This window comes from Shimia sp. CNT1-13L.2 (assembly GCF_024331145.1).
Taxonomy (GTDB): domain Bacteria; phylum Pseudomonadota; class Alphaproteobacteria; order Rhodobacterales; family Rhodobacteraceae; genus Shimia.
Window position 1 is genome coordinate 38,241 of the sequence record NZ_JANDJO010000009.1, and the last position, 17,097, is coordinate 55,337.

A 17,097-nucleotide genomic window follows, 5' to 3' on the forward strand; every position below is an offset into this window, starting at 1 on the left:
ATGAAAGCACGGATCAAATGGGCCGAGGGCCGCACCTTTGTCGGCACGTCGGGCACGGGCCACAGCATCGTTCTGGGCACCAGTCACGGCGAAGGCGGCACCCCCGGCCCGAGCCCGATGGAGCTTTTGCTGCTCGGCACTGCGGGCTGTTCGGCCTATGACGTGGTGTCGATCCTCGAAAAGCAGCGCCAGCGCATCGAGGACGTGCAGGTCGAGGTCGACGCCGATCGCGCCGAGACCGACCCCAAGGTCTTTACCCGCATCCACCTGCATTTCATCGTCAAGGGCCGTGGCGTCGGTGAAGCCAAGGTCGAAAAGGCCATCGCGCTTTCGGTCGACAAATACTGTTCAGCCTCGGCCATGATGGCGGCCACGGCAGAGGTTACTCACGACTTTGAAGTGGTGGACACCGAGTAAGCTCCGCGAGAAAGGGGCTCTGCCCCTCGCTCTGCGGGCTCACCCCGGGGTATTTTTCCAAGAAGAAGACAGGGGCGCTTAGAGCAGCCCCTTGTCGCGGAACAGGGCCTGAAGGTTGCGGTCGGCGCGCGGGCCCATGTGGCGGATCACTTCGCCGGCCACGGTACAGCCCATCTCTCCACAGGTGCGGATGTCGGCGCCGGTGGCGAGGCCAAACAGGAAACCGGCGGCAAAACCGTCGCCGGCACCGGTGGCATCCACCGGGATGATCTTTTCGACCGGCACGTCGACCCGAACACCGTTCTGGATGATCGAGACGCCATCGCCCGAGCGGGTACAGGCCACAAGCGGGCAGATTGCGGCGGTTTTCTCGAGCGCCTCTTCGAGGTCATCGGTCTCGAACAGCGATTTGATCTCGTCCTCGTTGCCGATGACATAGTCCAGCTCGTGTTCGATCAGCATCAGGAAATCGGTGCGGTGCCGCTCGACACAGAAGGGATCGGAAATCGCGATCCCCGCCTTGCCGCCCGCGGCGCGGCAAGCCCGTGCCATCGCGATAAAGGCTTCCTTGCCCTTGTCCTTGTCGAACAGATAGCCCTCGAGGAAGACAATCTCGGTATCGGCGGCCACGGCGGCGTCCACGTCCTCGGGGCCAAGTTCGGCGGAAATGCCAAGGTAGGTGTTCATCGATCGCTCGCCATCGGGCGAGACGAAGATCATCGAGCGCGAGGTCGGCAACTCGCCGCCCGCCACCGGCGGGTTCACGAAACGGGTGCCGTCCATCTCCATCGCGTCGGCATAGAAATGGCCCAGCGCGTCATCATGCACACGCCCGACAAAGCCGGTTTTCAGACCCAGCTTGCCGATCCCCGCCAGCGTGTTTGCGACCGAGCCGCCCGCTGCCTGCTTGCGGTTGTCCATAGCGCCGTAAAGAACCTCGGCGCGGTCCTTCTCGACCAGCTGCATGATGCCCTTTTCGATGCCCATCATCTCAAGGAAAGTGTCTTCCGCCGTGGTCAACACATCCACGATGGCGTTGCCGATGCCGACAACCTTGTAGGTCTTGCTCATAGGTTCTTGTCCTCAAACATGCAGAGATCGCGGATGAGACAGGTGCCGCACAGAGGTTTGCGCGCCTTGCAGACATAGCGTCCGTGCAGAATCATCCAGTGGTGGGCGTGGAGTTGGAAATCCACGGGGATATTGTCTTCAATGGCGCGTTCAACCGCGACCACGTCCTTGCCCGGACACACGCCCGAGCGGTTGCCGAACCGGTAGATATGGGTGTCCACGGCCTGTGCCGGATATTGCCACCACATGTTCAGCACCACGTTTGCCGTCTTGCGCCCGACGCCCGGCAGGCCCTCAAGCGCGGCCCGCGAACAGGGTACTTCGCCGCCGTATTGTTCAACAAGGATGCGCGACAGCTTGATGACGTTCTTTGCCTTGTTGCGGTAAAGGCCGATCGTCTTGATGTGTTCGATCACCCCTTCTTCGCCCAGCGCCAGCATCTTGTCGGGCGTATCGGCGATCTTGAACAGTTCGGCAGTGGCGCGGTTCACGCCCTTGTCGGTGGCTTGCGCAGACAGGGCCACCGCCACCACCAGCGTATAGGCGTTGACGTGGTCCAGCTCGCCCTTGGGCTCGGCTTCGGCTGCCTGGAACCGCGTAAAGATCTCGCGGATCGTATGATAATCAAGTTGCTTGGCCATGTGTGCGGTATGCCCTTTGCCGGTTGACCCGGCAAGGGGCAATGCACGGCTCAGGGTTTCCAGCCGGGTCCGGAGAACAGATAGTGCCAGACTTCACGCCCCGATTTCGCGCGTCGCAGATCACGCACCAGCGCCGGGATTTCCGAGAACCACACCTTGATCGGGTTCTGGCTGTCGAAATCTGTGGTCAGCCCATAGCGCGGCCGCTCTTCCTCGACCTGGAAGGTGTTGAACAGGCGATCCCAGATGATGGTGATGCCACCATAGTTGCGATCCAGGTACTTGGCGTCGCTGCCGTGATGCACCCGGTGGTGCGACGGGGTGTTCAGCACCCATTCCAACGGACCCAGCTTGCCGATCAGCTCGGTATGCAGCCAGGTCTGGTAGGCCAGCACCACAAGAGCCGATCCAAGGACCACTTCAGGGCTGAACCCGATCAGGACCATGGGCACATGGGCAATCAGCGACCACAGACTTTCCAGCGGGCCAAACCGGATGCCGGTGATGATGTTATAATCCCGCGAGGAATGGTGCACCGCGTGCTGTGTCCACAGCAGGCGCACCTCGTGGGCGATCCGGTGTTCCCAGTAATAGGTGAAATCGGCCAGCGCGATGGCGGCCACAACCGTCACCCAAGTGGTGGGGATCTGCCACGAGATAAACGTCGCGCTCAGCAGGAACAGAACCCCGTAGGCAAAGGTCATCAGCGTGATCTCGATCAGCAGATAGGGGATCTGCGTCGAAGCGCTGGCGATCATCTCAAAGAATGTCTTGCGCCGGAAATTGCCCTTGAAGGCGGCCTCGGCGATCTCGATCAACAGGATGGCCGCACCGATCAGAAAGAACACCTCGTCGATCTGGGTGACCAGAGTGGTAAAGGTTTCGGATGTCATGCCGTGCCTCCTGATACGCCGGATTGAAGGGTGCGCCAGGCCAGCGTCGCCGCCTGTCGATGGGTTGCCTCACCGTCGCGCACCATGATCCACGCGGCGAACAGAAGGTTTTCATAGGCCTGCACGATCCATGGCGTCGGCACGTCCTGTGCGAACCCGCCCTCGGCCTTGGCTTTGTCAACAGCTTCGGCAAGCTCGAAAGCATCGCGTTTTCGCGCCTCGGCAATCGACGGCACGTTGTCCAGCGGCTCTTTCTCGAGGAACATCTGCCGTTCGGCCAGGGGGATCATCGCCTCAAGCGCAAGGCGCAGGCCCTCGGTATAGCTGGTGGCGTTTTTGGTCGCGGCCTCGACAGCCGCGTCCAGCTCTTCCATCGCCCGATGCGCAAGCGCGATCATCAGGTCCTCGCGACCCTTGAAGTGGCGATGCAGGGTGGCCCGGCCAACACCGGCGGCCTCGGCCACATCGGCAAGGGTGGCGGTGGGTTTCGCCGCAAAGACGGCAAAGCCCGCTTCGATTATGGATGTTTCTGTTTTACTCGTCATGATACACAGATGTCTCATTAGAGACAAAGATGTCAATAAAACGCAAAGAAAAACCGCGCAAAGCACGGTTCTCAAAGGGTATTTTTTCAGACCTGCGCGGGGGCTTTCTACTCCAGCGGCAGCACAAACACCGTGTCAGACCACCCATCAAGGTTGCAGCGCGCCCGGATATGCACTGCCTTGAACCCCTCCGGAACCACAACCCCCGACAAGGAGCGCGTGAAGGGTTGCTCGGTCACATGGGGATGCAGCAACTCGCGCACGCCAAGCACCTCACCCTCGGGCGTTTCCACCCGCCAGCCATCAGCATAGTGCTCCCATCCCGTGTCAGGGTGGCTCAGCGTCACGTCATAGCGCCATCCCGATCCTGCCTTCTGCGCCTTCGCGGATTCGACAACGGGAAATTCCGCCAACGCGGGCGTGGCCAACAGAAGAAATGGGATCAGATATCGCATGGCCCCACCATACGGCAGGCCATGCGGCTCACAAGTCACGCTTGCGTGTCTTTGTCCCGCGCTTGGGCCTTCAGCATCGCTTCGATCTCGCCCAAGCGGTTCAGAACCTCGTCACGGTAGGTATCGGTGCGCTCGTCCGCCTCGGCGTGGTGTGCATCCTGCATCGAGTTCACCACCAGACCCACCACGAGGTTCAGGATGATAAAGGTCGTGGCAAGGATGAAGGGCACGAAAAACGCCCAGGCGTAGGGCGCAACCTCCATCACCGGGCGCACGATCCCCATCGACCAGCTTTCCAGCGTCATGATCTGGAACAGCGAATACATCGACTGACCAAGGGTGCCGAACCACTCCGGGAACAACTCACCAAACAGCTTGGTCGCCATCACCGCGCCGATATAGAAGATCAGCCCCATCAAAAGGAACACCGATCCCATCCCCGGCAGGGCGTTGATCAGCCCCTCGATCACGCGGCGCAGCGACGGTGCAACCGACACCACCCGCAACAGACGCAGGATACGCATCGCCCGCAGCACCGAAAGCCCCTGCGCCGCTGGCACAAGCGAAATGGCAACGATGATGAAATCGAAGATGTTCCAACCATCCCGCCAGAACCGCATCCGGTGCACGAACAGCTTGGCCACGATCTCGACCACGAAAATCGTCAGACAGATCACGTCAAGGAAATGGATCAGCCCGCCAACTCGCGCCATCACGGCGGGCGAGGTTTCCAATCCAAGGATGATCGCGTTGAACAGGATCACGCCAAGGATGACATTGCGGACAATCGCGCGATCCAGAACCGCACCAATGCGGTCGCGCAAGCTCGAAACGGGGGAATCAGGGGCCTGTGTCATGGGCCGTATATGGGGCAGGCCCGCGCGCGCGACAACCGGCTCAGAAGCCTTTGATTGTCTCCTTGGTGAATTCCGCGTATCCCGCCTGTTCATGCAGCAGATGCGCCTTCATCACCCCATGCAGTTCCGGCAACTTGTAGAACGGCACTGCAGGAAAGACATGATGCTCGGTGTGGTAGGGCATGTTCCAGGCAAGAAAGCGGACAACCGCGTTGGTATAGGTCGTGCGTGTGTTGTCGAACATGTTCGCCACCTTCGGACAGCGCCCGTGTTCCGCCATCAGGTAGAGCCGCAGAAACGGCTGCCCGATCAGCACCGGCAGCACCCAGATCCAGAACACCACCGGCGTGACCAACAGGCTCAGCGCCAGCAAAAGATAAACGCCCAGCATGATCCGCGCCTCTTGTTTCAGGCGCGGCTTCACCCGCTCGGGCAGATAGGACGCATCCGCCCGCCCGCGCGCATTGACCCAAAGCTGTTTCGCCAGCGATCCCCAGTACGGCACCCCCGTCACGTGCCACAGGAACGGCCCCCAGGCGTCAAGTTTGCGGTCATAATCGGCCAGTTCCGGGTCTTTGCCGGGGATGTTGGTGAACCGGTGATGCGCAAGGTGGAAATACCGGAACCACTCGAACGGCAGCACCAGAAGCAGGCCGCAGAACCGGCCCACCCACTCGTTCAGCGCCTCACTGGCAAAGGGCGTCTTGTGTGTCGCCTCATGCTCGAGCGTGAACAGGAAAACGATCATGACACCCTGCACCGGCACCACCGCCCACCACAGCGGGCCGCCCGATGCGATCCAGACCGCCGCAAGGGCAATCAACCCCAGATGCGCCACCAGATGCCGCAGACCCGCCGCATCACTGCGCCGCGTCAAAGCCCCGGACACCTCGGCGGGAAGGGATTTCAGAAACGTCTTGTGGTCCATGCGCCCAGTAACGCCATCTTGGCCCAGCGGGTCAAAGTCAAAAGCGCAACAATCGGGTCGAATTGCGCCCGCCACGCACCTATTGTCAGGAAAAGCAGCGAGGAGAGCTTCCATGAACGACATGACCGAAGGCTATCATTTCAACGTCATGCGCCGCGCCATCGACCTGATCGATCAGGGCGGCGAGTCGATGTCGCTCGAAGATCTCGCCCGCGCGATGGACATGAGCCCGGCCCATTTCCAGCGCCTCTTCACCAAGTGGGCCGGCGTCAGCCCCAAGAAATACCAGCAATACCTCACCCTCGGCCATGCCAAGGCCCTGCTGCACGATCACTTCACCACGCTGGAAACATCGAACTCTGTGGGTCTCTCCGGGTCGGGCCGCCTGCACGATCTGTTCCTGCGCTGGGAAGCCATGAGCCCCGGCGAATACGCCCGCAAGGGCGCGGGTCTGACCATCTATTGGGGCTGGTTCGACAGCCCCTTCGGCCTGTCCCTCGTGATGGGCACCGAAAAGGGCATCTGCGGCATCGGCTTTGCCTCGGAAACCGGCGAGGAATGGGCGATGCAGGATCTCGTGTCGCGCTGGCCCAAGGCCACCTTTGTTGAAGACCCGATGTTCCTTCGTCCCTGGGTGCTCGCGGCCTACCAGACCGACAGCGCCGCTCTCGACAAGACGCCGCTCTACATGATCGGCTCGCCGCTTCAGATCAAGGTCTGGGAAGCCCTCATGCGCATCCCCTCGGGGCAGGTCAGCACCTATTCGGAAATCGCCCAGTCGATCGGTATGCCCCGCGCCGTGCGTGCGGTTGGAACCGCCGTCGGCCGCAACCCGGTCAGCTGGCTGATCCCCTGCCACCGGGCGCTGCGCAAATCCGGCGCGCTGGGCGGCTATCACTGGGGTCTGCCGGTCAAACGCTGCCTGTTGGCCTATGAGGGGGCGCGCGCAGACGCGGAATAGTCCCCAATTTGCCGAAATCCGCCTATTTTTCCCCCTCTAAACCTTTGGGGGATGGCATCTGTTCGCCTATATTGGAAGAAAGGCCGCAAAAGACGGCAACGACAGTCAAAACGAGGCAGCAGTCATGAAACGTATCACCCTTCCCCTTTTCGCCCTCGCGCTCGGCGGTTTGGCCGCCTGTACCGATCCCGGTTACGTGACCGGTGACGCGGGCGAGCGCGACCGCTATCGCCAGACCAAACAGGGGGCCCTGCTGGGTGGTCTGCTTGGGGCCGGTGCCGCCAAGGTCACGGGCGGCGATGCCCTCAAGGGCGCCGTGATCGGTGCCGGTGCGGGCGCCCTGATCGGCAACCACCTCGACAAGCAAGAGGCCGAGCTGCGCAGCGAACTGGATGACGATGTCACCATCGAGAACACCGGCGATCGCCTGATCGTCACCCTGCCGCAGGACATCCTGTTCGACTCCGACAGCGCCTATGTCAGCCCGGCCCTGTCCGACGATCTGGTCACCGTCGCCCGCAGCCTTCAGAAGTATCCCGACTCGGTTGTGCAGGTGATCGGCCACACCGACAACACCGGCTCTGCCGAACACAATCAGGATCTCTCCGAACGCCGCGCCGAAGCCGTGGCCGACCGCCTGATGGAAGCCGGCGTCGATTTCGACCGCATCCAGACCATCGGCCGAGGCGAGAACCAGCCCATCGCCTCGAACCTGACCGAGGACGGCAAGGCCCAGAACCGCCGCGTCGAGATCGTGATCCTTCCCAACGCGACCTGATCCATCTCTGCATTCCTGCACAGGGGTCTGCGCGGCAGGCCCCTGTTGTTTTCCTGATCGCCCGTCATAGGTTCTGAACTGACAACAGCGAACAGGAATGTCCCCATGACCAAACTTCTCGGCCTGTCCGGTGCCCTGCGCCGCGAGTCCACAAACCGCAAACTCCTGCGCGAGGCGGCCCGCCTGTTCGGCGAGGCCACCTATGTCGAAGCAGACCTGAACATGCCGCTTTACGACGGCGATCTCGAAGAGGCCTCCGGCCTGCCCGCCGCCGCGCAGACCCTCGTGCAGCAGATCGCCGAGGCAGACGCGGTGTTGATTTCCTCGCCCGAATACAACAGCGGCATCCCCGGTGTTCTGAAAAACGCTCTCGACTGGGCCAGCCGCGCGGATGTGAAACCCTGGACCGACAAGCCCGTCGCCCTGATGACGGCAGCGGCCGGTCGCGCCGGCGGCGCCCGCGCCCACAACAACCTGCGCCTTGCCATGGCGCCTTTCCGCGCCCGCGTCGTGAACGGCCCCGAAGTCATGGTTGCCGCCTCCGGCAGCCAGTTCGACGAGGATGGCCGCATCTCGGAAAGCTACGTCAAGAACCTGACCGCACTGATGGACACCCTGCGCGCCGAAATCACCCGCTAGAGCGGCATTGCAAACATCCGCCCGGCGGTCCCGCCGGGCTGCGCCCGCTAAATCCGGTTGCTGACCTCGATCAGGTTACCATCCGGATCGCGCAGATAGACCGACAGGATCGGCCCCGTCGCCCCCGTCCGGCGCACCGGGCCTTCCTCGATCTCGATGCCCCTGGCCGCCAAATGCGTCTGCCACTCCGCAAACGGCACCTCGCTCAGGAAACACAAGTCGGCCGATCCCGCCATCACCCGCGCTGCCTTGGGTTCGAACTCGGCCCCGCTCTGGTGCAGGTTGATTTTCTGCGCCCCGAACTTCAACGCCCAGCGCACCGTCCCGTCGGCAGGGCGGAACTCTTCCGCCTCCATGCCAAGCACATCGCAATAAAACGCGCGCGTCGCCGCCACATCGGCGACGGTCAGCACAAGATGATCAAGCGACGACAGCACCGGCTTCACAACAGGGCCGCCGTCGGCTTCATGCGTCCGGTGACCAAACCGTCCCAATTGCGGATCGCCCCGTTCACGAACTTCTGCGCCGTTGGATGGGCCGCGTCCAGCACGCCCAAACGCACGAGAATTGCCGCCATCACGCATTCCGCGCCACGGGTGCCACCGTCCACCACCTTGACCGACACACCCATCTTTTTCTCGGGAATGATCGCGATGAAATAGGCCTCGGCCCCGGTTTTCACCGCCACCTTGTGATCCATCGCCCGCATCAGTTCCGTACAGGCCCGCCCTTCGCCCGCCACCAGTTCGGGATAGACCGCCATCGCATCGCGCAACCGCGCCGCCGCTCTTTCGCGCGTGCTCCCCTCGCGATCCGCCGCTGCGAAAAAGGCCATCGCCCGTGCCATGCCGTGCATGGTGGTGGCAAAGTTCGGGGCGGAACAGCCATCAATCCCGAACCCCGGCGTCTCCTCCTGAGTGACCTCCTCAAAGGCCGCCTTTACCGCCACCTGCACCGGATGGTCGGGATCAACATATTCCGGCCCGGCGCCAAGATGTCTGGTCAGCGTCAGGAACCCCGAATGCTTGCCCGAACAGTTGTTGTGATAGCGACACACCGGCTTGCCTTCGCGGATCAAGGCGTCCCGCGCCTCGATATCGCGCGGCTCCTGCGGGCCACAACGGAAATCCTCGTCGCTGAACCCAAGATCCGCCAGCCACGCCTTCACCCGAACCGAATGGATCTCGGCCCCGTTGTGCGAGGCACAGGCCAGTGCCAGCTGCTCATCCGTCAGCCCCGCCGCATCTGCCGCCCCGCTTTCGATCAGGGGCAGCGCCTGAAGCATCTTCGAAGACGATCGCGGCAGCACAACAGCCTCGGGATCGCCCCAGGCCTCGACAATCTGGCCGCTTGCGTCGCACACCACCGCGTGGCCGCGATGCACACTTTCAAGGAACGGTCCGCGCCAAAGCTCTACCATCGGGACAGGTTCAGTCATGTTTCACTCGTTCATATGGGCAAATTTGTGCCAACAGGTCTTTTCCCCACTGGCCAAATCAGGCTAATATGATTGTATCGAGAAAGAAATGTTCCGCGGGACAAAAACGGGCAACAAGCCCGAGACGGAACAACCAGAGGCAAAGCACAGCTTGGAGGCTGTTTATATGGGATCACGTCTTGTGAAACTTGTTGCCACGGCAACGATGGCACTGGGTGCATTCGCTGCGCATGCGCAGGAGGCAAGCACGAACCAGATCGCCGCGATGACCTCGTGGAGCGTTTTCAAGGAAAACAGCCCCAAGGAATGCTGGGCCGTTTCCACCGCCGAGGAAAGCGTGAACACCAAGGATGGCAACGTCGTGGCCGTGCGCCGTTCCGACATCCTGTTCATGGTGGTCTTCCGCCCCGAGGTGAATGTCGCTGGCCAGGTCGGCTTTACCGGCGGCTACCCGTTCAAGGGCGGCTCGACCGTGAACCTCAATATCGACGGCCAGAGCTTCGAACTGTTCACCGAAGGTGAATGGGCCTGGCCTGCCTCGACCGCCGATGACGCCAAGATCGTCACCGCCATGAAACGCGGCTCCAAGGCCAAGCTGACCGCCATGTCGGCCCGCGGCACCAAGACCGAAGACAGCTTCTCGCTGCTCGGTTTCACCGCCGCCGTCGAAGAAGCTGACAAACAGTGTAAGTAAGTCAGCCCCGCCATCCGGACGCCCGCGCCCGATGGCACCACAATAACAAGTGCATCCCAAAGTAAGGGCGCACCGGGACCCACAAAGGGCCCATATAACAGGCACACCCACGGGGGACATCGGCCGCACGAACGGCCGGGCAAACCGTCAAAGGGGGGCAGAGCAGTGAAACTACAGGCGCAACAGGCGTTGCCTGAACCCAAACCCGTATCCGCAGCCGGTCTGCCGTGCGTCCTGCGCGGCACCATGATTGCCACGCAACGCGGCGAGATTCCCGTCGAAGACCTTCAGGCCGGAGACCGCGTTGTCTCGCGCGATCGCGGTCTTGCCACCGTGCGCTGGATCGGCGTTCTCCAAGTCGACAGCCACCTCACCTCGGACGAGGCCCCGGTGAAAATCCCGCGCGGCGCGCTTGGCCGCAATGTCCCGATTCGCGATCTCTATGTCGCCCCCGATCAGCGCCTCTGGCTGCGCGGCGCGGCCTTCAAGGATCTCTTTGCCTCGCACGAGGTTCTGATCCCAGCCCGTCACCTTGTTGGCTGGCACGGCATCTCGCAGGTCACCTATGTGCCCGACGCGGAATACCATCTCGTACTGTTTGATCAGAGCGAGATCATCGTCGCCGACGGCCTTCAGGTCGAAAGCGTGCATCCCGGCGGCTCGCTCGATGCCTTCGCCTGCACCGCCCGCGACGCCATGATCGCCCTGTTCCCCGAACTCACCCACCTCGCCGGAGCCGGTGGCGCCCCCCGCCGCCGCCTTGACCGGACCGAGGCCCAAAGCGCGATGGCCAGCCACCGCCGCCATTGAGCCCGTCAGGCTAGTCATACTGCGCGAGGTAATCGCGCAGTGTCCGCCCCGGCATATCCTCGTAAAACCGCCCTGTCGGCAGGGTCGCCTCGATCCTGTCCACCCGGAACACCCGGAAACCTTCGCGCAACTCGCACCAGGCGCACATCGTCCAGACGCGCCCCCAGTATTCCAACTGTAGCGGCCAGACATGCCGCGTGCTGCCCACCCCATCCAACCGCCTGTATTTCAACGCCAGCACTTCACGGCCACGAATGGCGGACCGGATCACCGGCATGTGGGCAAACCCGGCCTCGATCTCGGGCGAGGCATAGACAGAAACACCGCTGTCGGGCGCGGCCTCCGGTTCCGGCATTGCCGCATCCACCTTGCCCAGCACCCGCGCCGCCGCCTGCTGCAACTCCGGGTCCGAGGTCTGTCGCACAAGCGCCGCCCCAAGGTGCAGCGCCTCCAACTCGATCTGCGTGAAGGACATCGGCGGCAGGAACACCGGCGCGCGCAAGAGATAACCCACGCCGCGCTCTCCTTCGACAGGGATGCCGCTCGCCACCAGCGAATCCATGTCGCGATAGATGGTCCGGACCGATACCTCCATCCGCTCAGCCAGGTCCTGCGCCTTGTGCAGACGCCCGTCGCGCAACACCTGAATGAGATCAAAAAGACGATCGGTCCGGCGCATCGGGGTTACATTTCTCCGTGAACGGTGGCGTGGCTCATCTGCACAGTGCCCGGATCAATCGCCGCCATCAACTGCCCCAGTTCCGGATGCGCCTCGGGATCAAAGGCGGCGCTGGCGGCCTTGGCACTCGCCATGTCCTGCCATTCAACAATATCCTGCCAGGTGCCGTCTTCCCCTTCGACAAGCCGCCGCCGCTGAAACCCCGGCTGCGCGCGCACAAAGCCTTCGCTGCCGCACCAGGCCATCTTGATCTCTTCGGCACCAATGCCGGGGTTGAGGGAAAATCGAACGGTTTCGATGACTGACATCACATGTCTCCTTTTCAGTTATGATGCCGCCCTCATGACAGCCCCCAACTGACAGGGTCTGTCAGTTGGCCACACATGAAACCAAAATTGCCAGGTTTTCTTGCAATTTCGTGCTAATGGTATATCTGACGCGTCTGATTTCACACCCAGGACCCAAAGCCCATGACCGCCAGCGCACCGATCACGCAGGACGTGATGACCATCCCGCGGAAAACGCCCGAAGGCGACAAGATCAACCTTGTCGGCCTGACGCGCGACGCCATGCGCGACGTCCTGATCGCCAATGGCACCCCCGAGAAACAGGCCAAGATGCGCACCGGCCAGATCTGGCAGTGGATCTACCAATGGGGCGTGCGTGACTTCCACGAGATGACCAACCTCTCCAAGGCCTACCGCGCCGAACTCGACGAAAAGTTCGAAGTCGCCGTGCCCGAGGTGGTCAGCAAACAGGTCAGCGAAGACGGCACCCGCAAATACCTCGTCCGCATTGCCGGCGGCCACGAGGTCGAAGTCGTCTATATCCCCGAGGAAGATCGCGGCACCCTCTGCGTCTCCTCGCAGGTCGGCTGCACCCTCACCTGTTCCTTCTGCCACACCGGCACCCAGAAACTCGTGCGCAACCTGACCGCGGCCGAAATCGTCGGCCAGATCATGATGGCCCGCGACGACCTTGGCGAATGGCCCGAACGCGGCGCGCCCAAGGATGAAACCCGCCTCCTGTCGAACATCGTCCTGATGGGCATGGGCGAACCGCTCTACAATTTCGAAAACGTCCGCGACGCGATGAAGATCGCGATGGACCCCGAGGGCATCTCGCTCTCGCGCCGCCGCATCACGCTGTCGACTTCCGGCGTGGTGCCGGAAATCGCCCGCACGGCACAGGAAATCGGCTGCCTGCTGGCGATCTCCTTCCACGCCACCACTGATGAAACCCGCGACGTGCTGGTGCCGATCAACAAACGCTGGAACATTGAAACCCTGCTCGAGGCGCTGGCCTCCTATCCCAAGGCCTCGAACTCGGAACGCATCACCTTTGAATACGTGATGCTGGCCGGCGTGAACGACAGCGACGAAGACGCCCACCGCCTGATCGACCATATCAAGCGCCACAACATCCCGGCCAAGATCAACCTGATCCCGTTCAACGAATGGCCCGGCTCGCCCTACAAACGCTCGTCCAACAACCGCATCCGCGCCTTTGCCAACATCATCTACCAGGCCGGCTACGCCTCGCCAATCCGCACTCCGCGCGGTGAAGACATCATGGCCGCTTGTGGCCAGCTGAAATCGGCCACCGAACGCGCCCGCAAGTCGCGCAAGCAGATCGAGGCCGAAGCGGGCCTCTCTGGCAGCTGATATTTTGCGAGGCGCTGCCTCGCGATCCGGGGTATTTGCCCCAAGAAGAAAAGATGCGCCCCGAATTCCAAAGCGGAGTTCGGGGCGTCTTCTCCTTGGGCGGCCATCGGCTCCCCAGCCTGTACCGCGTAAGTATTGAACATGGTCGGGATTAGGGAAACCTTGCTTCTTCTTGGAAAAATACCCTGGGGGGGAGCGGCGCAACCGCCCTTCGGGTGGGGGCGCCGTGGGGGGGCAAAGCCCCCCGCACCTGCCCCAAACTTTCCTCATTTCCGGTAGAAAACCGCCCAGATCAACAGTCAGTTTCCAAACTGTGAACAGTTAACCTTTGGAAGGAAACGACCCATGGCACATGCAGATATTGGCGGCGCTTGCATCGATTCGCCGACCCTCGACCTGATCACCCGCGAGCGCAGCAAAGCGCTGAGCACCCGCGAATGGAAATTCCGTCTTGCCGGCTACGGCTATGCGATCAAGGACGTCAAAGGCGCCCAGGTCGTCACCAAGCTGCCGCAGGGCACCGAACTGGGCGTGCTTCCCTCGCAGATCCACTAACGGCCCGGGATCACATCCCGCGGGGCACAGTCGCCCCAGCTGTCGATCACCTCGATCGCCTCTTGGGCCGTCTCCACGAAACGGAACAGCTCGAGATCGTCCGCCGAGATGGTGCCCGCATCCGCCAGCGCCTCCCAGTTGATGATCTTCTCCCAGAAGTCGCGCCCGAACAGCAGGAACGGCACGCATTCCATGCGCCCGGTCTGGATCAGGGTCAGCGACTCGAACATCTCGTCAAGCGTGCCAAACCCGCCCGGAAAGCAGCAGATCGCCTGCGCCCGCATCAGGAAATGCATCTTGCGGATCGCGAAGTAGTGGAAGTTGAAACACAGCTCCGGCGTCACGAATTCATTCGGCGCCTGCTCGTGCGGCAACACGATATTCAGACCGATCGACTTGCCACCCGCATCAATCGCACCACGGTTGCCGGCCTCCATCACACCGGGGCCACCGCCCGTCACGATCACGTTGGTCTTGCCATCGCTGCGCAGGGTCATCAGCCGGGCAAACTCGCGCGCCTCATCGTAATACTTCGACAAGTTGGCCAGCGTCTCGGTACGCGCGGTGTCACGTTTGGCAGGCTCCGGAATGCGCGCGCCGCCGAACATCACGATGGTGCCTTCGACCCCCTGGTCCACCAATTCCAGCTCGGGCTTGTGCAGCTCAAGCTGAAGCCGCACCGACCGCATTTCGTCCCGACACAGAAAATCCTGATCCGCATAGGCCAGCCGGTAAGCCGGCGACATGGTCTGCGGCGTCTGCGGCACGTGGCTGGCGGTATCGGCATCCGTATGGGCGCTCGGCAGCGGGTTGCGGCGGCTCTGTTCGTTCATCACTGGTACTTTCCTGTTCGACACTTTCTTTCAGGCGTATCCCAGATGCCCGCCCTTGGCCAGTGACACCCCCGTGACGCATTTTGCCGGTCTGCACGCCCGCCGCGTCGCATTGTGAACTGGCCAGACCCCTCCGATGCCGTTAGAAAGTCGCGAATCCTGAACCTTGGAGCCTTGAAAACATGTCGAACGCGCAACTTGAAGCCGCCATCGAAGCCGCGTGGGAAGCCCGCGATACCATCACCCCCTCGACCGGCGGTGAAACCCGTGAAGCCATCGAAGACACGCTGAACGCGCTGGATTCGGGCAAACTGCGTGTTGCCGAGAAGATGGAAAACGGCGACTGGCACGTGAACCAATGGGCCAAGAAAGCCGTCCTCCTTGGTTTCCGCATCAAGGACATGGAAATCCACGACGGCGGCCCGCAGGGCGGTGGCTGGTGGGACAAGGTCGACTCCAAGTTCAAGGGCTGGGGCGACCACGAGTGGAAAGAAGCCGGCTTCCGTGCCGTGCCGAACTGCGTTGTCCGCAAATCCGCCTTCATCGCGCCGGGTGCGGTTCTGATGCCCTCCTTCGTGAACCTCGGCGCTTACGTTGACGAAGGCACCATGGTTGACACCTGGGCCACCGTTGGCTCCTGCGCGCAGATCGGCAAGAACGTGCACCTCTCCGGCGGCGTCGGCATCGGCGGCGTTCTGGAGCCGATGCAGGCCGGTCCGACCATCATCGAGGACAACTGCTTTATCGGCGCCCGTTCGGAAGTTGTCGAAGGCTGCATCGTGCGCGAAGGCTCGGTCCTTGGCATGGGTGTTTTCATCGGCCAGTCGACCAAGATCGTCGATCGCGAAACCGGCGAAGTAATGTACGGCGAAGTGCCGGCAGGTTCGGTTGTTGTTGCGGGCTCGATGCCCTCGAAGAACGGCATCAACCTCTACTGCGCTGTGATCGTGAAACGCGTTGACGCCAAGACCCGTTCGAAAACCTCGATCAACGATCTGCTGCGCGACTGATCCCGGACGCCAGCCTGACAGTCAAAGCCGTGCGAGACCCGTCTCGCGCGGCTTTTTTAATCCGCCCGGTAGGTCGCCCCGAACCACTTTTCCAGAAGCGCGTTATAGGTGCCGTCCTCCTGCAACTCCAGCAGGGTGCGGTTGATCGGCTCGCGCATCATGCTGCCGGTGGGCAGGGCGATGCCGTAGTTCTCGGGCCGGTACACCCGATCAATCAGGCGCGCCTTGCCGGCCCCTTCGCCCTGCGCATAGTAGGCAAGGATCGGGCCGTCAAAGACCACCGCATCCGCATCACCGGTGGCAAAGGCGCGCAGCATCTTTTGCGGATCATCATGGCCGACATAGTCGATCTGGCGCCCGGCAAGGAATTCAGAGCTGGTCGAGCCGCTCACCGTGGCCACGGTCCGGTTGTCCAGGTCGTTGATCGAATCCACGTTCGACTGCAGGGCATCCACCGTCACCGCCGCCGTGATAGTCGCCACGAAGACCGACACCACAAACAGGCTCGACACCACCAGAACCACCGCAAAGAACCGCCCGAAGCGCGACATCGGCATCCGCTCTTCGAAACCGCCGTTCACCACAAGGTTCAGCGCCCACCAGAAAGACGGGAACATCGCATCCTTGGCAGAGCGGTCGAAAAACGGCTGGTGTCGCCGTTCGAAAACCCACATCAACATGCCGCCACCGAACAGCACGCCCAGCGCGATCAGCCCGAGGAACAGGATTTCTCGGGTCATCAGAACGCCGATCTGCTGAAAGGTGCCCTCTTCGCGCGGCAGCATGATCTGCAATCCGCTTTCAAAGATCGGCAGCGAAAAATCCATCTCGCTTTCGCGGGCCGCGGTGATCGAGATGTTGGCAATCGCGCCATCGACGCTGTCATTGCGCACCTGGTCCAGCATCTCGCCAAACGTCGGCGAGGGCACAAAGCGCACCTCGTGGCCAAGGCGCGTCGCGATCTCGCGCATCAGGTCGATGCTGAAGCCGGTCGCCTCGCCCTCATCGAGAATGGCAAAGGGCGGGCGGTGTACTGACGAGAAGACTAAGGAGTCCGTGCTCTGCGCAAAAGACGCCTGAACCACGGATACCAATAGCGCCACGGCAAGCGTGACGGTCTTCACGATTTTCATAGACCCAACCCATCCCATTTGTTCGGACCGTCTTCCTTCATGGCCCGTCATGGCGGCAGGGTCAACGCGGCATGGCGCTACGTCACCAGTAAATAC

22 protein-coding genes are annotated in these 17,097 nt (G+C 62.1%); 9 read left to right on the forward strand and 13 right to left on the reverse strand.

The features are described 5' to 3' along the window. The gene (locus tag NNA36_RS16290) at positions 1 to 417 is read left to right on the forward strand and encodes an OsmC family protein (protein ID WP_255108947.1); all 417 of its coding nucleotides are present in this window, start codon (positions 1 to 3) and stop codon (positions 415 to 417) included. 78 nt (positions 418 to 495) lie between these two features. On the opposite strand, the gene NNA36_RS16295 is transcribed toward NNA36_RS16290, so the two are convergent. The 7 genes from NNA36_RS16295 to NNA36_RS16325 all read right to left on the reverse strand — a co-directional run bounded on the left by NNA36_RS16295 (position 496) and on the right by NNA36_RS16325 (position 5,807). Then, the gene (locus tag NNA36_RS16295; RefSeq protein ID WP_255108949.1) at positions 496 to 1,488 is read right to left on the reverse strand and encodes an adenosine kinase; all 993 of its coding nucleotides are present in this window, start codon (positions 1,486 to 1,488) and stop codon (positions 496 to 498) included. Then, entirely contained in the window at positions 1,485 to 2,129 is a 645-nt protein-coding gene (gene nth / locus NNA36_RS16300) for an endonuclease III (RefSeq protein WP_255108951.1), read from the reverse strand. The genes NNA36_RS16295 and nth overlap by 4 nt, the downstream gene beginning before the upstream one ends. A 50-nt stretch (positions 2,130 to 2,179) precedes the next feature. Further along, positions 2,180 to 3,022 carry a sterol desaturase family protein gene (locus tag NNA36_RS16305; protein WP_255108953.1) on the reverse strand — a complete coding sequence of 281 codons (843 nt, stop codon included), beginning with the start codon at positions 3,020 to 3,022 and terminating at the stop codon, positions 2,180 to 2,182. Next, complete coding sequence (locus tag NNA36_RS16310; protein WP_255108954.1) at positions 3,019 to 3,567, reverse strand: TetR/AcrR family transcriptional regulator; 549 nt, start codon at positions 3,565 to 3,567, stop codon at positions 3,019 to 3,021. The genes NNA36_RS16305 and NNA36_RS16310 overlap by 4 nt, the downstream gene beginning before the upstream one ends. Positions 3,568 to 3,674: 107 nt before the next feature. After that, positions 3,675 to 4,022 (reverse strand): hypothetical protein, encoded by a 348-nt coding sequence (locus NNA36_RS16315; RefSeq protein ID WP_255108955.1) that lies wholly within the window; start codon positions 4,020 to 4,022, stop codon positions 3,675 to 3,677. Between the two features lie 35 nt (positions 4,023 to 4,057). Next, positions 4,058 to 4,879 (reverse strand): ion transporter, encoded by an 822-nt coding sequence (locus NNA36_RS16320; RefSeq protein ID WP_255108956.1) that lies wholly within the window; start codon positions 4,877 to 4,879, stop codon positions 4,058 to 4,060. Positions 4,880 to 4,919: 40 nt separating this feature from the next. Further along, positions 4,920 to 5,807, reverse strand: a complete 888-nt coding sequence (locus tag NNA36_RS16325) for a fatty acid desaturase (protein ID WP_255108957.1) — start codon at positions 5,805 to 5,807, stop codon at positions 4,920 to 4,922. Between the two features lie 112 nt (positions 5,808 to 5,919). Between NNA36_RS16325 and NNA36_RS16330 the strand changes: the two genes are divergently transcribed. The 3 genes from NNA36_RS16330 (at position 5,920) to NNA36_RS16340 (ending at position 8,185) form a co-directional block, all read left to right on the forward strand. Next, complete coding sequence (locus NNA36_RS16330; RefSeq protein WP_255108959.1) at positions 5,920 to 6,768, forward strand: bifunctional helix-turn-helix domain-containing protein/methylated-DNA--[protein]-cysteine S-methyltransferase; 849 nt, start codon at positions 5,920 to 5,922, stop codon at positions 6,766 to 6,768. A gap of 124 nt (positions 6,769 to 6,892) precedes the next feature. After that, positions 6,893 to 7,546 (forward strand): OmpA family protein, encoded by a 654-nt coding sequence (locus NNA36_RS16335; protein WP_255108961.1) that lies wholly within the window; start codon positions 6,893 to 6,895, stop codon positions 7,544 to 7,546. A 105-nt stretch (positions 7,547 to 7,651) separates the two neighbouring features. Next, positions 7,652 to 8,185: an NADPH-dependent FMN reductase gene (locus NNA36_RS16340; RefSeq protein WP_255108963.1), complete on the forward strand. Its 534-nt coding sequence runs from the start codon at positions 7,652 to 7,654 to the stop codon at positions 8,183 to 8,185. Between the two features lie 47 nt (positions 8,186 to 8,232). Here NNA36_RS16340 and NNA36_RS16345 read toward each other — a convergent pair whose 3' ends face one another. Both NNA36_RS16345 and NNA36_RS16350 read right to left on the reverse strand, forming a co-directional pair. Further along, positions 8,233 to 8,631, reverse strand: coding sequence for a VOC family protein (locus NNA36_RS16345; RefSeq protein WP_255108965.1), 399 nt, complete (start codon positions 8,629 to 8,631; stop codon positions 8,233 to 8,235). Next, positions 8,628 to 9,623 (reverse strand): asparaginase, encoded by a 996-nt coding sequence (locus NNA36_RS16350; protein WP_255108967.1) that lies wholly within the window; start codon positions 9,621 to 9,623, stop codon positions 8,628 to 8,630. Before NNA36_RS16350 ends, NNA36_RS16345 begins: the two co-directional genes overlap by 4 nt. Positions 9,624 to 9,789: 166 nt before the next feature. On the opposite strand from NNA36_RS16350, the gene NNA36_RS16355 reads away from it, so the two are divergent. Together NNA36_RS16355 and NNA36_RS16360 are read left to right on the forward strand one after the other, a co-directional pair. Further along, complete coding sequence (locus NNA36_RS16355) at positions 9,790 to 10,317, forward strand: invasion associated locus B family protein (protein ID WP_255108969.1); 528 nt, start codon at positions 9,790 to 9,792, stop codon at positions 10,315 to 10,317. 165 nt (positions 10,318 to 10,482) lie between these two features. Next, complete coding sequence (locus tag NNA36_RS16360; protein ID WP_255108971.1) at positions 10,483 to 11,127, forward strand: Hint domain-containing protein; 645 nt, start codon at positions 10,483 to 10,485, stop codon at positions 11,125 to 11,127. A 10-nt stretch (positions 11,128 to 11,137) separates the two neighbouring features. Here the strand turns inward: NNA36_RS16360 and NNA36_RS16365 are convergent, their stop codons facing one another. Both NNA36_RS16365 and NNA36_RS16370 read right to left on the reverse strand, forming a co-directional pair. After that, positions 11,138 to 11,806 (reverse strand): YafY family protein, encoded by a 669-nt coding sequence (locus NNA36_RS16365; RefSeq protein ID WP_255108973.1) that lies wholly within the window; start codon positions 11,804 to 11,806, stop codon positions 11,138 to 11,140. Between the two features lie 5 nt (positions 11,807 to 11,811). Beyond that, a complete protein-coding gene (locus tag NNA36_RS16370) occupies positions 11,812 to 12,114 on the reverse strand; it encodes a hypothetical protein (RefSeq protein ID WP_255108975.1) in 303 nt (100 codons plus the stop codon). Between the two features lie 162 nt (positions 12,115 to 12,276). On the opposite strand from NNA36_RS16370, the gene rlmN reads away from it, so the two are divergent. Together rlmN and NNA36_RS16380 are read left to right on the forward strand one after the other, a co-directional pair. Then, positions 12,277 to 13,470, forward strand: a complete 1,194-nt coding sequence (gene rlmN / locus NNA36_RS16375; protein WP_255108977.1) for a 23S rRNA (adenine(2503)-C(2))-methyltransferase RlmN — start codon at positions 12,277 to 12,279, stop codon at positions 13,468 to 13,470. 345 nt (positions 13,471 to 13,815) lie between these two features. After that, positions 13,816 to 14,025 (forward strand): hypothetical protein, encoded by a 210-nt coding sequence (locus tag NNA36_RS16380; protein ID WP_255108979.1) that lies wholly within the window; start codon positions 13,816 to 13,818, stop codon positions 14,023 to 14,025. Here the strand turns inward: NNA36_RS16380 and NNA36_RS16385 are convergent. Next, positions 14,022 to 14,858, reverse strand: coding sequence for a TIGR00730 family Rossman fold protein (locus NNA36_RS16385; protein ID WP_255108981.1), 837 nt, complete (start codon positions 14,856 to 14,858; stop codon positions 14,022 to 14,024). The two genes, NNA36_RS16380 and NNA36_RS16385, sit on opposite strands and share 4 nt — an antisense overlap. Positions 14,859 to 15,040: 182 nt before the next feature. Between NNA36_RS16385 and dapD the strand changes: the two genes are divergently transcribed. Next, a complete protein-coding gene (gene dapD / locus NNA36_RS16390; RefSeq protein WP_255108983.1) occupies positions 15,041 to 15,868 on the forward strand; it encodes a 2,3,4,5-tetrahydropyridine-2,6-dicarboxylate N-succinyltransferase in 828 nt (275 codons plus the stop codon). A 56-nt stretch (positions 15,869 to 15,924) separates the two neighbouring features. Here the strand turns inward: dapD and NNA36_RS16395 are convergent, their stop codons facing one another. After that, complete coding sequence (locus NNA36_RS16395; protein WP_255108985.1) at positions 15,925 to 17,001, reverse strand: transporter substrate-binding domain-containing protein; 1,077 nt, start codon at positions 16,999 to 17,001, stop codon at positions 15,925 to 15,927. Positions 17,002 to 17,097: the final 96 nt, after the last annotated feature.

Coding starts and splice junctions, on each gene's coding strand:
- NNA36_RS16290 (WP_255108947.1), top strand. CDS start 1: ATGAAAGCACGGATCAAATGGGCCGAGGGCCGCACCTTTGTCGGCACG.
- NNA36_RS16295 (WP_255108949.1), bottom strand. CDS start 1,488: ATGAGCAAGACCTACAAGGTTGTCGGCATCGGCAACGCCATCGTGGAT.
- nth (WP_255108951.1), bottom strand. CDS start 2,129: ATGGCCAAGCAACTTGATTATCATACGATCCGCGAGATCTTTACGCGG.
- NNA36_RS16305 (WP_255108953.1), bottom strand. CDS start 3,022: ATGACATCCGAAACCTTTACCACTCTGGTCACCCAGATCGACGAGGTG.
- NNA36_RS16310 (WP_255108954.1), bottom strand. CDS start 3,567: ATGACGAGTAAAACAGAAACATCCATAATCGAAGCGGGCTTTGCCGTC.
- NNA36_RS16315 (WP_255108955.1), bottom strand. CDS start 4,022: ATGCGATATCTGATCCCATTTCTTCTGTTGGCCACGCCCGCGTTGGCG.
- NNA36_RS16320 (WP_255108956.1), bottom strand. CDS start 4,879: ATGACACAGGCCCCTGATTCCCCCGTTTCGAGCTTGCGCGACCGCATT.
- NNA36_RS16325 (WP_255108957.1), bottom strand. CDS start 5,807: ATGGACCACAAGACGTTTCTGAAATCCCTTCCCGCCGAGGTGTCCGGG.
- NNA36_RS16330 (WP_255108959.1), top strand. CDS start 5,920: ATGAACGACATGACCGAAGGCTATCATTTCAACGTCATGCGCCGCGCC.
- NNA36_RS16335 (WP_255108961.1), top strand. CDS start 6,893: ATGAAACGTATCACCCTTCCCCTTTTCGCCCTCGCGCTCGGCGGTTTG.
- NNA36_RS16340 (WP_255108963.1), top strand. CDS start 7,652: ATGACCAAACTTCTCGGCCTGTCCGGTGCCCTGCGCCGCGAGTCCACA.
- NNA36_RS16350 (WP_255108967.1), bottom strand. CDS start 9,623: ATGACTGAACCTGTCCCGATGGTAGAGCTTTGGCGCGGACCGTTCCTT.
- NNA36_RS16355 (WP_255108969.1), top strand. CDS start 9,790: ATGGGATCACGTCTTGTGAAACTTGTTGCCACGGCAACGATGGCACTG.
- NNA36_RS16365 (WP_255108973.1), bottom strand. CDS start 11,806: ATGCGCCGGACCGATCGTCTTTTTGATCTCATTCAGGTGTTGCGCGAC.
- NNA36_RS16370 (WP_255108975.1), bottom strand. CDS start 12,114: ATGTCAGTCATCGAAACCGTTCGATTTTCCCTCAACCCCGGCATTGGT.
- rlmN (WP_255108977.1), top strand. CDS start 12,277: ATGACCGCCAGCGCACCGATCACGCAGGACGTGATGACCATCCCGCGG.
- NNA36_RS16380 (WP_255108979.1), top strand. CDS start 13,816: ATGGCACATGCAGATATTGGCGGCGCTTGCATCGATTCGCCGACCCTC.
- NNA36_RS16385 (WP_255108981.1), bottom strand. CDS start 14,858: ATGAACGAACAGAGCCGCCGCAACCCGCTGCCGAGCGCCCATACGGAT.
- dapD (WP_255108983.1), top strand. CDS start 15,041: ATGTCGAACGCGCAACTTGAAGCCGCCATCGAAGCCGCGTGGGAAGCC.
- NNA36_RS16395 (WP_255108985.1), bottom strand. CDS start 17,001: ATGAAAATCGTGAAGACCGTCACGCTTGCCGTGGCGCTATTGGTATCC.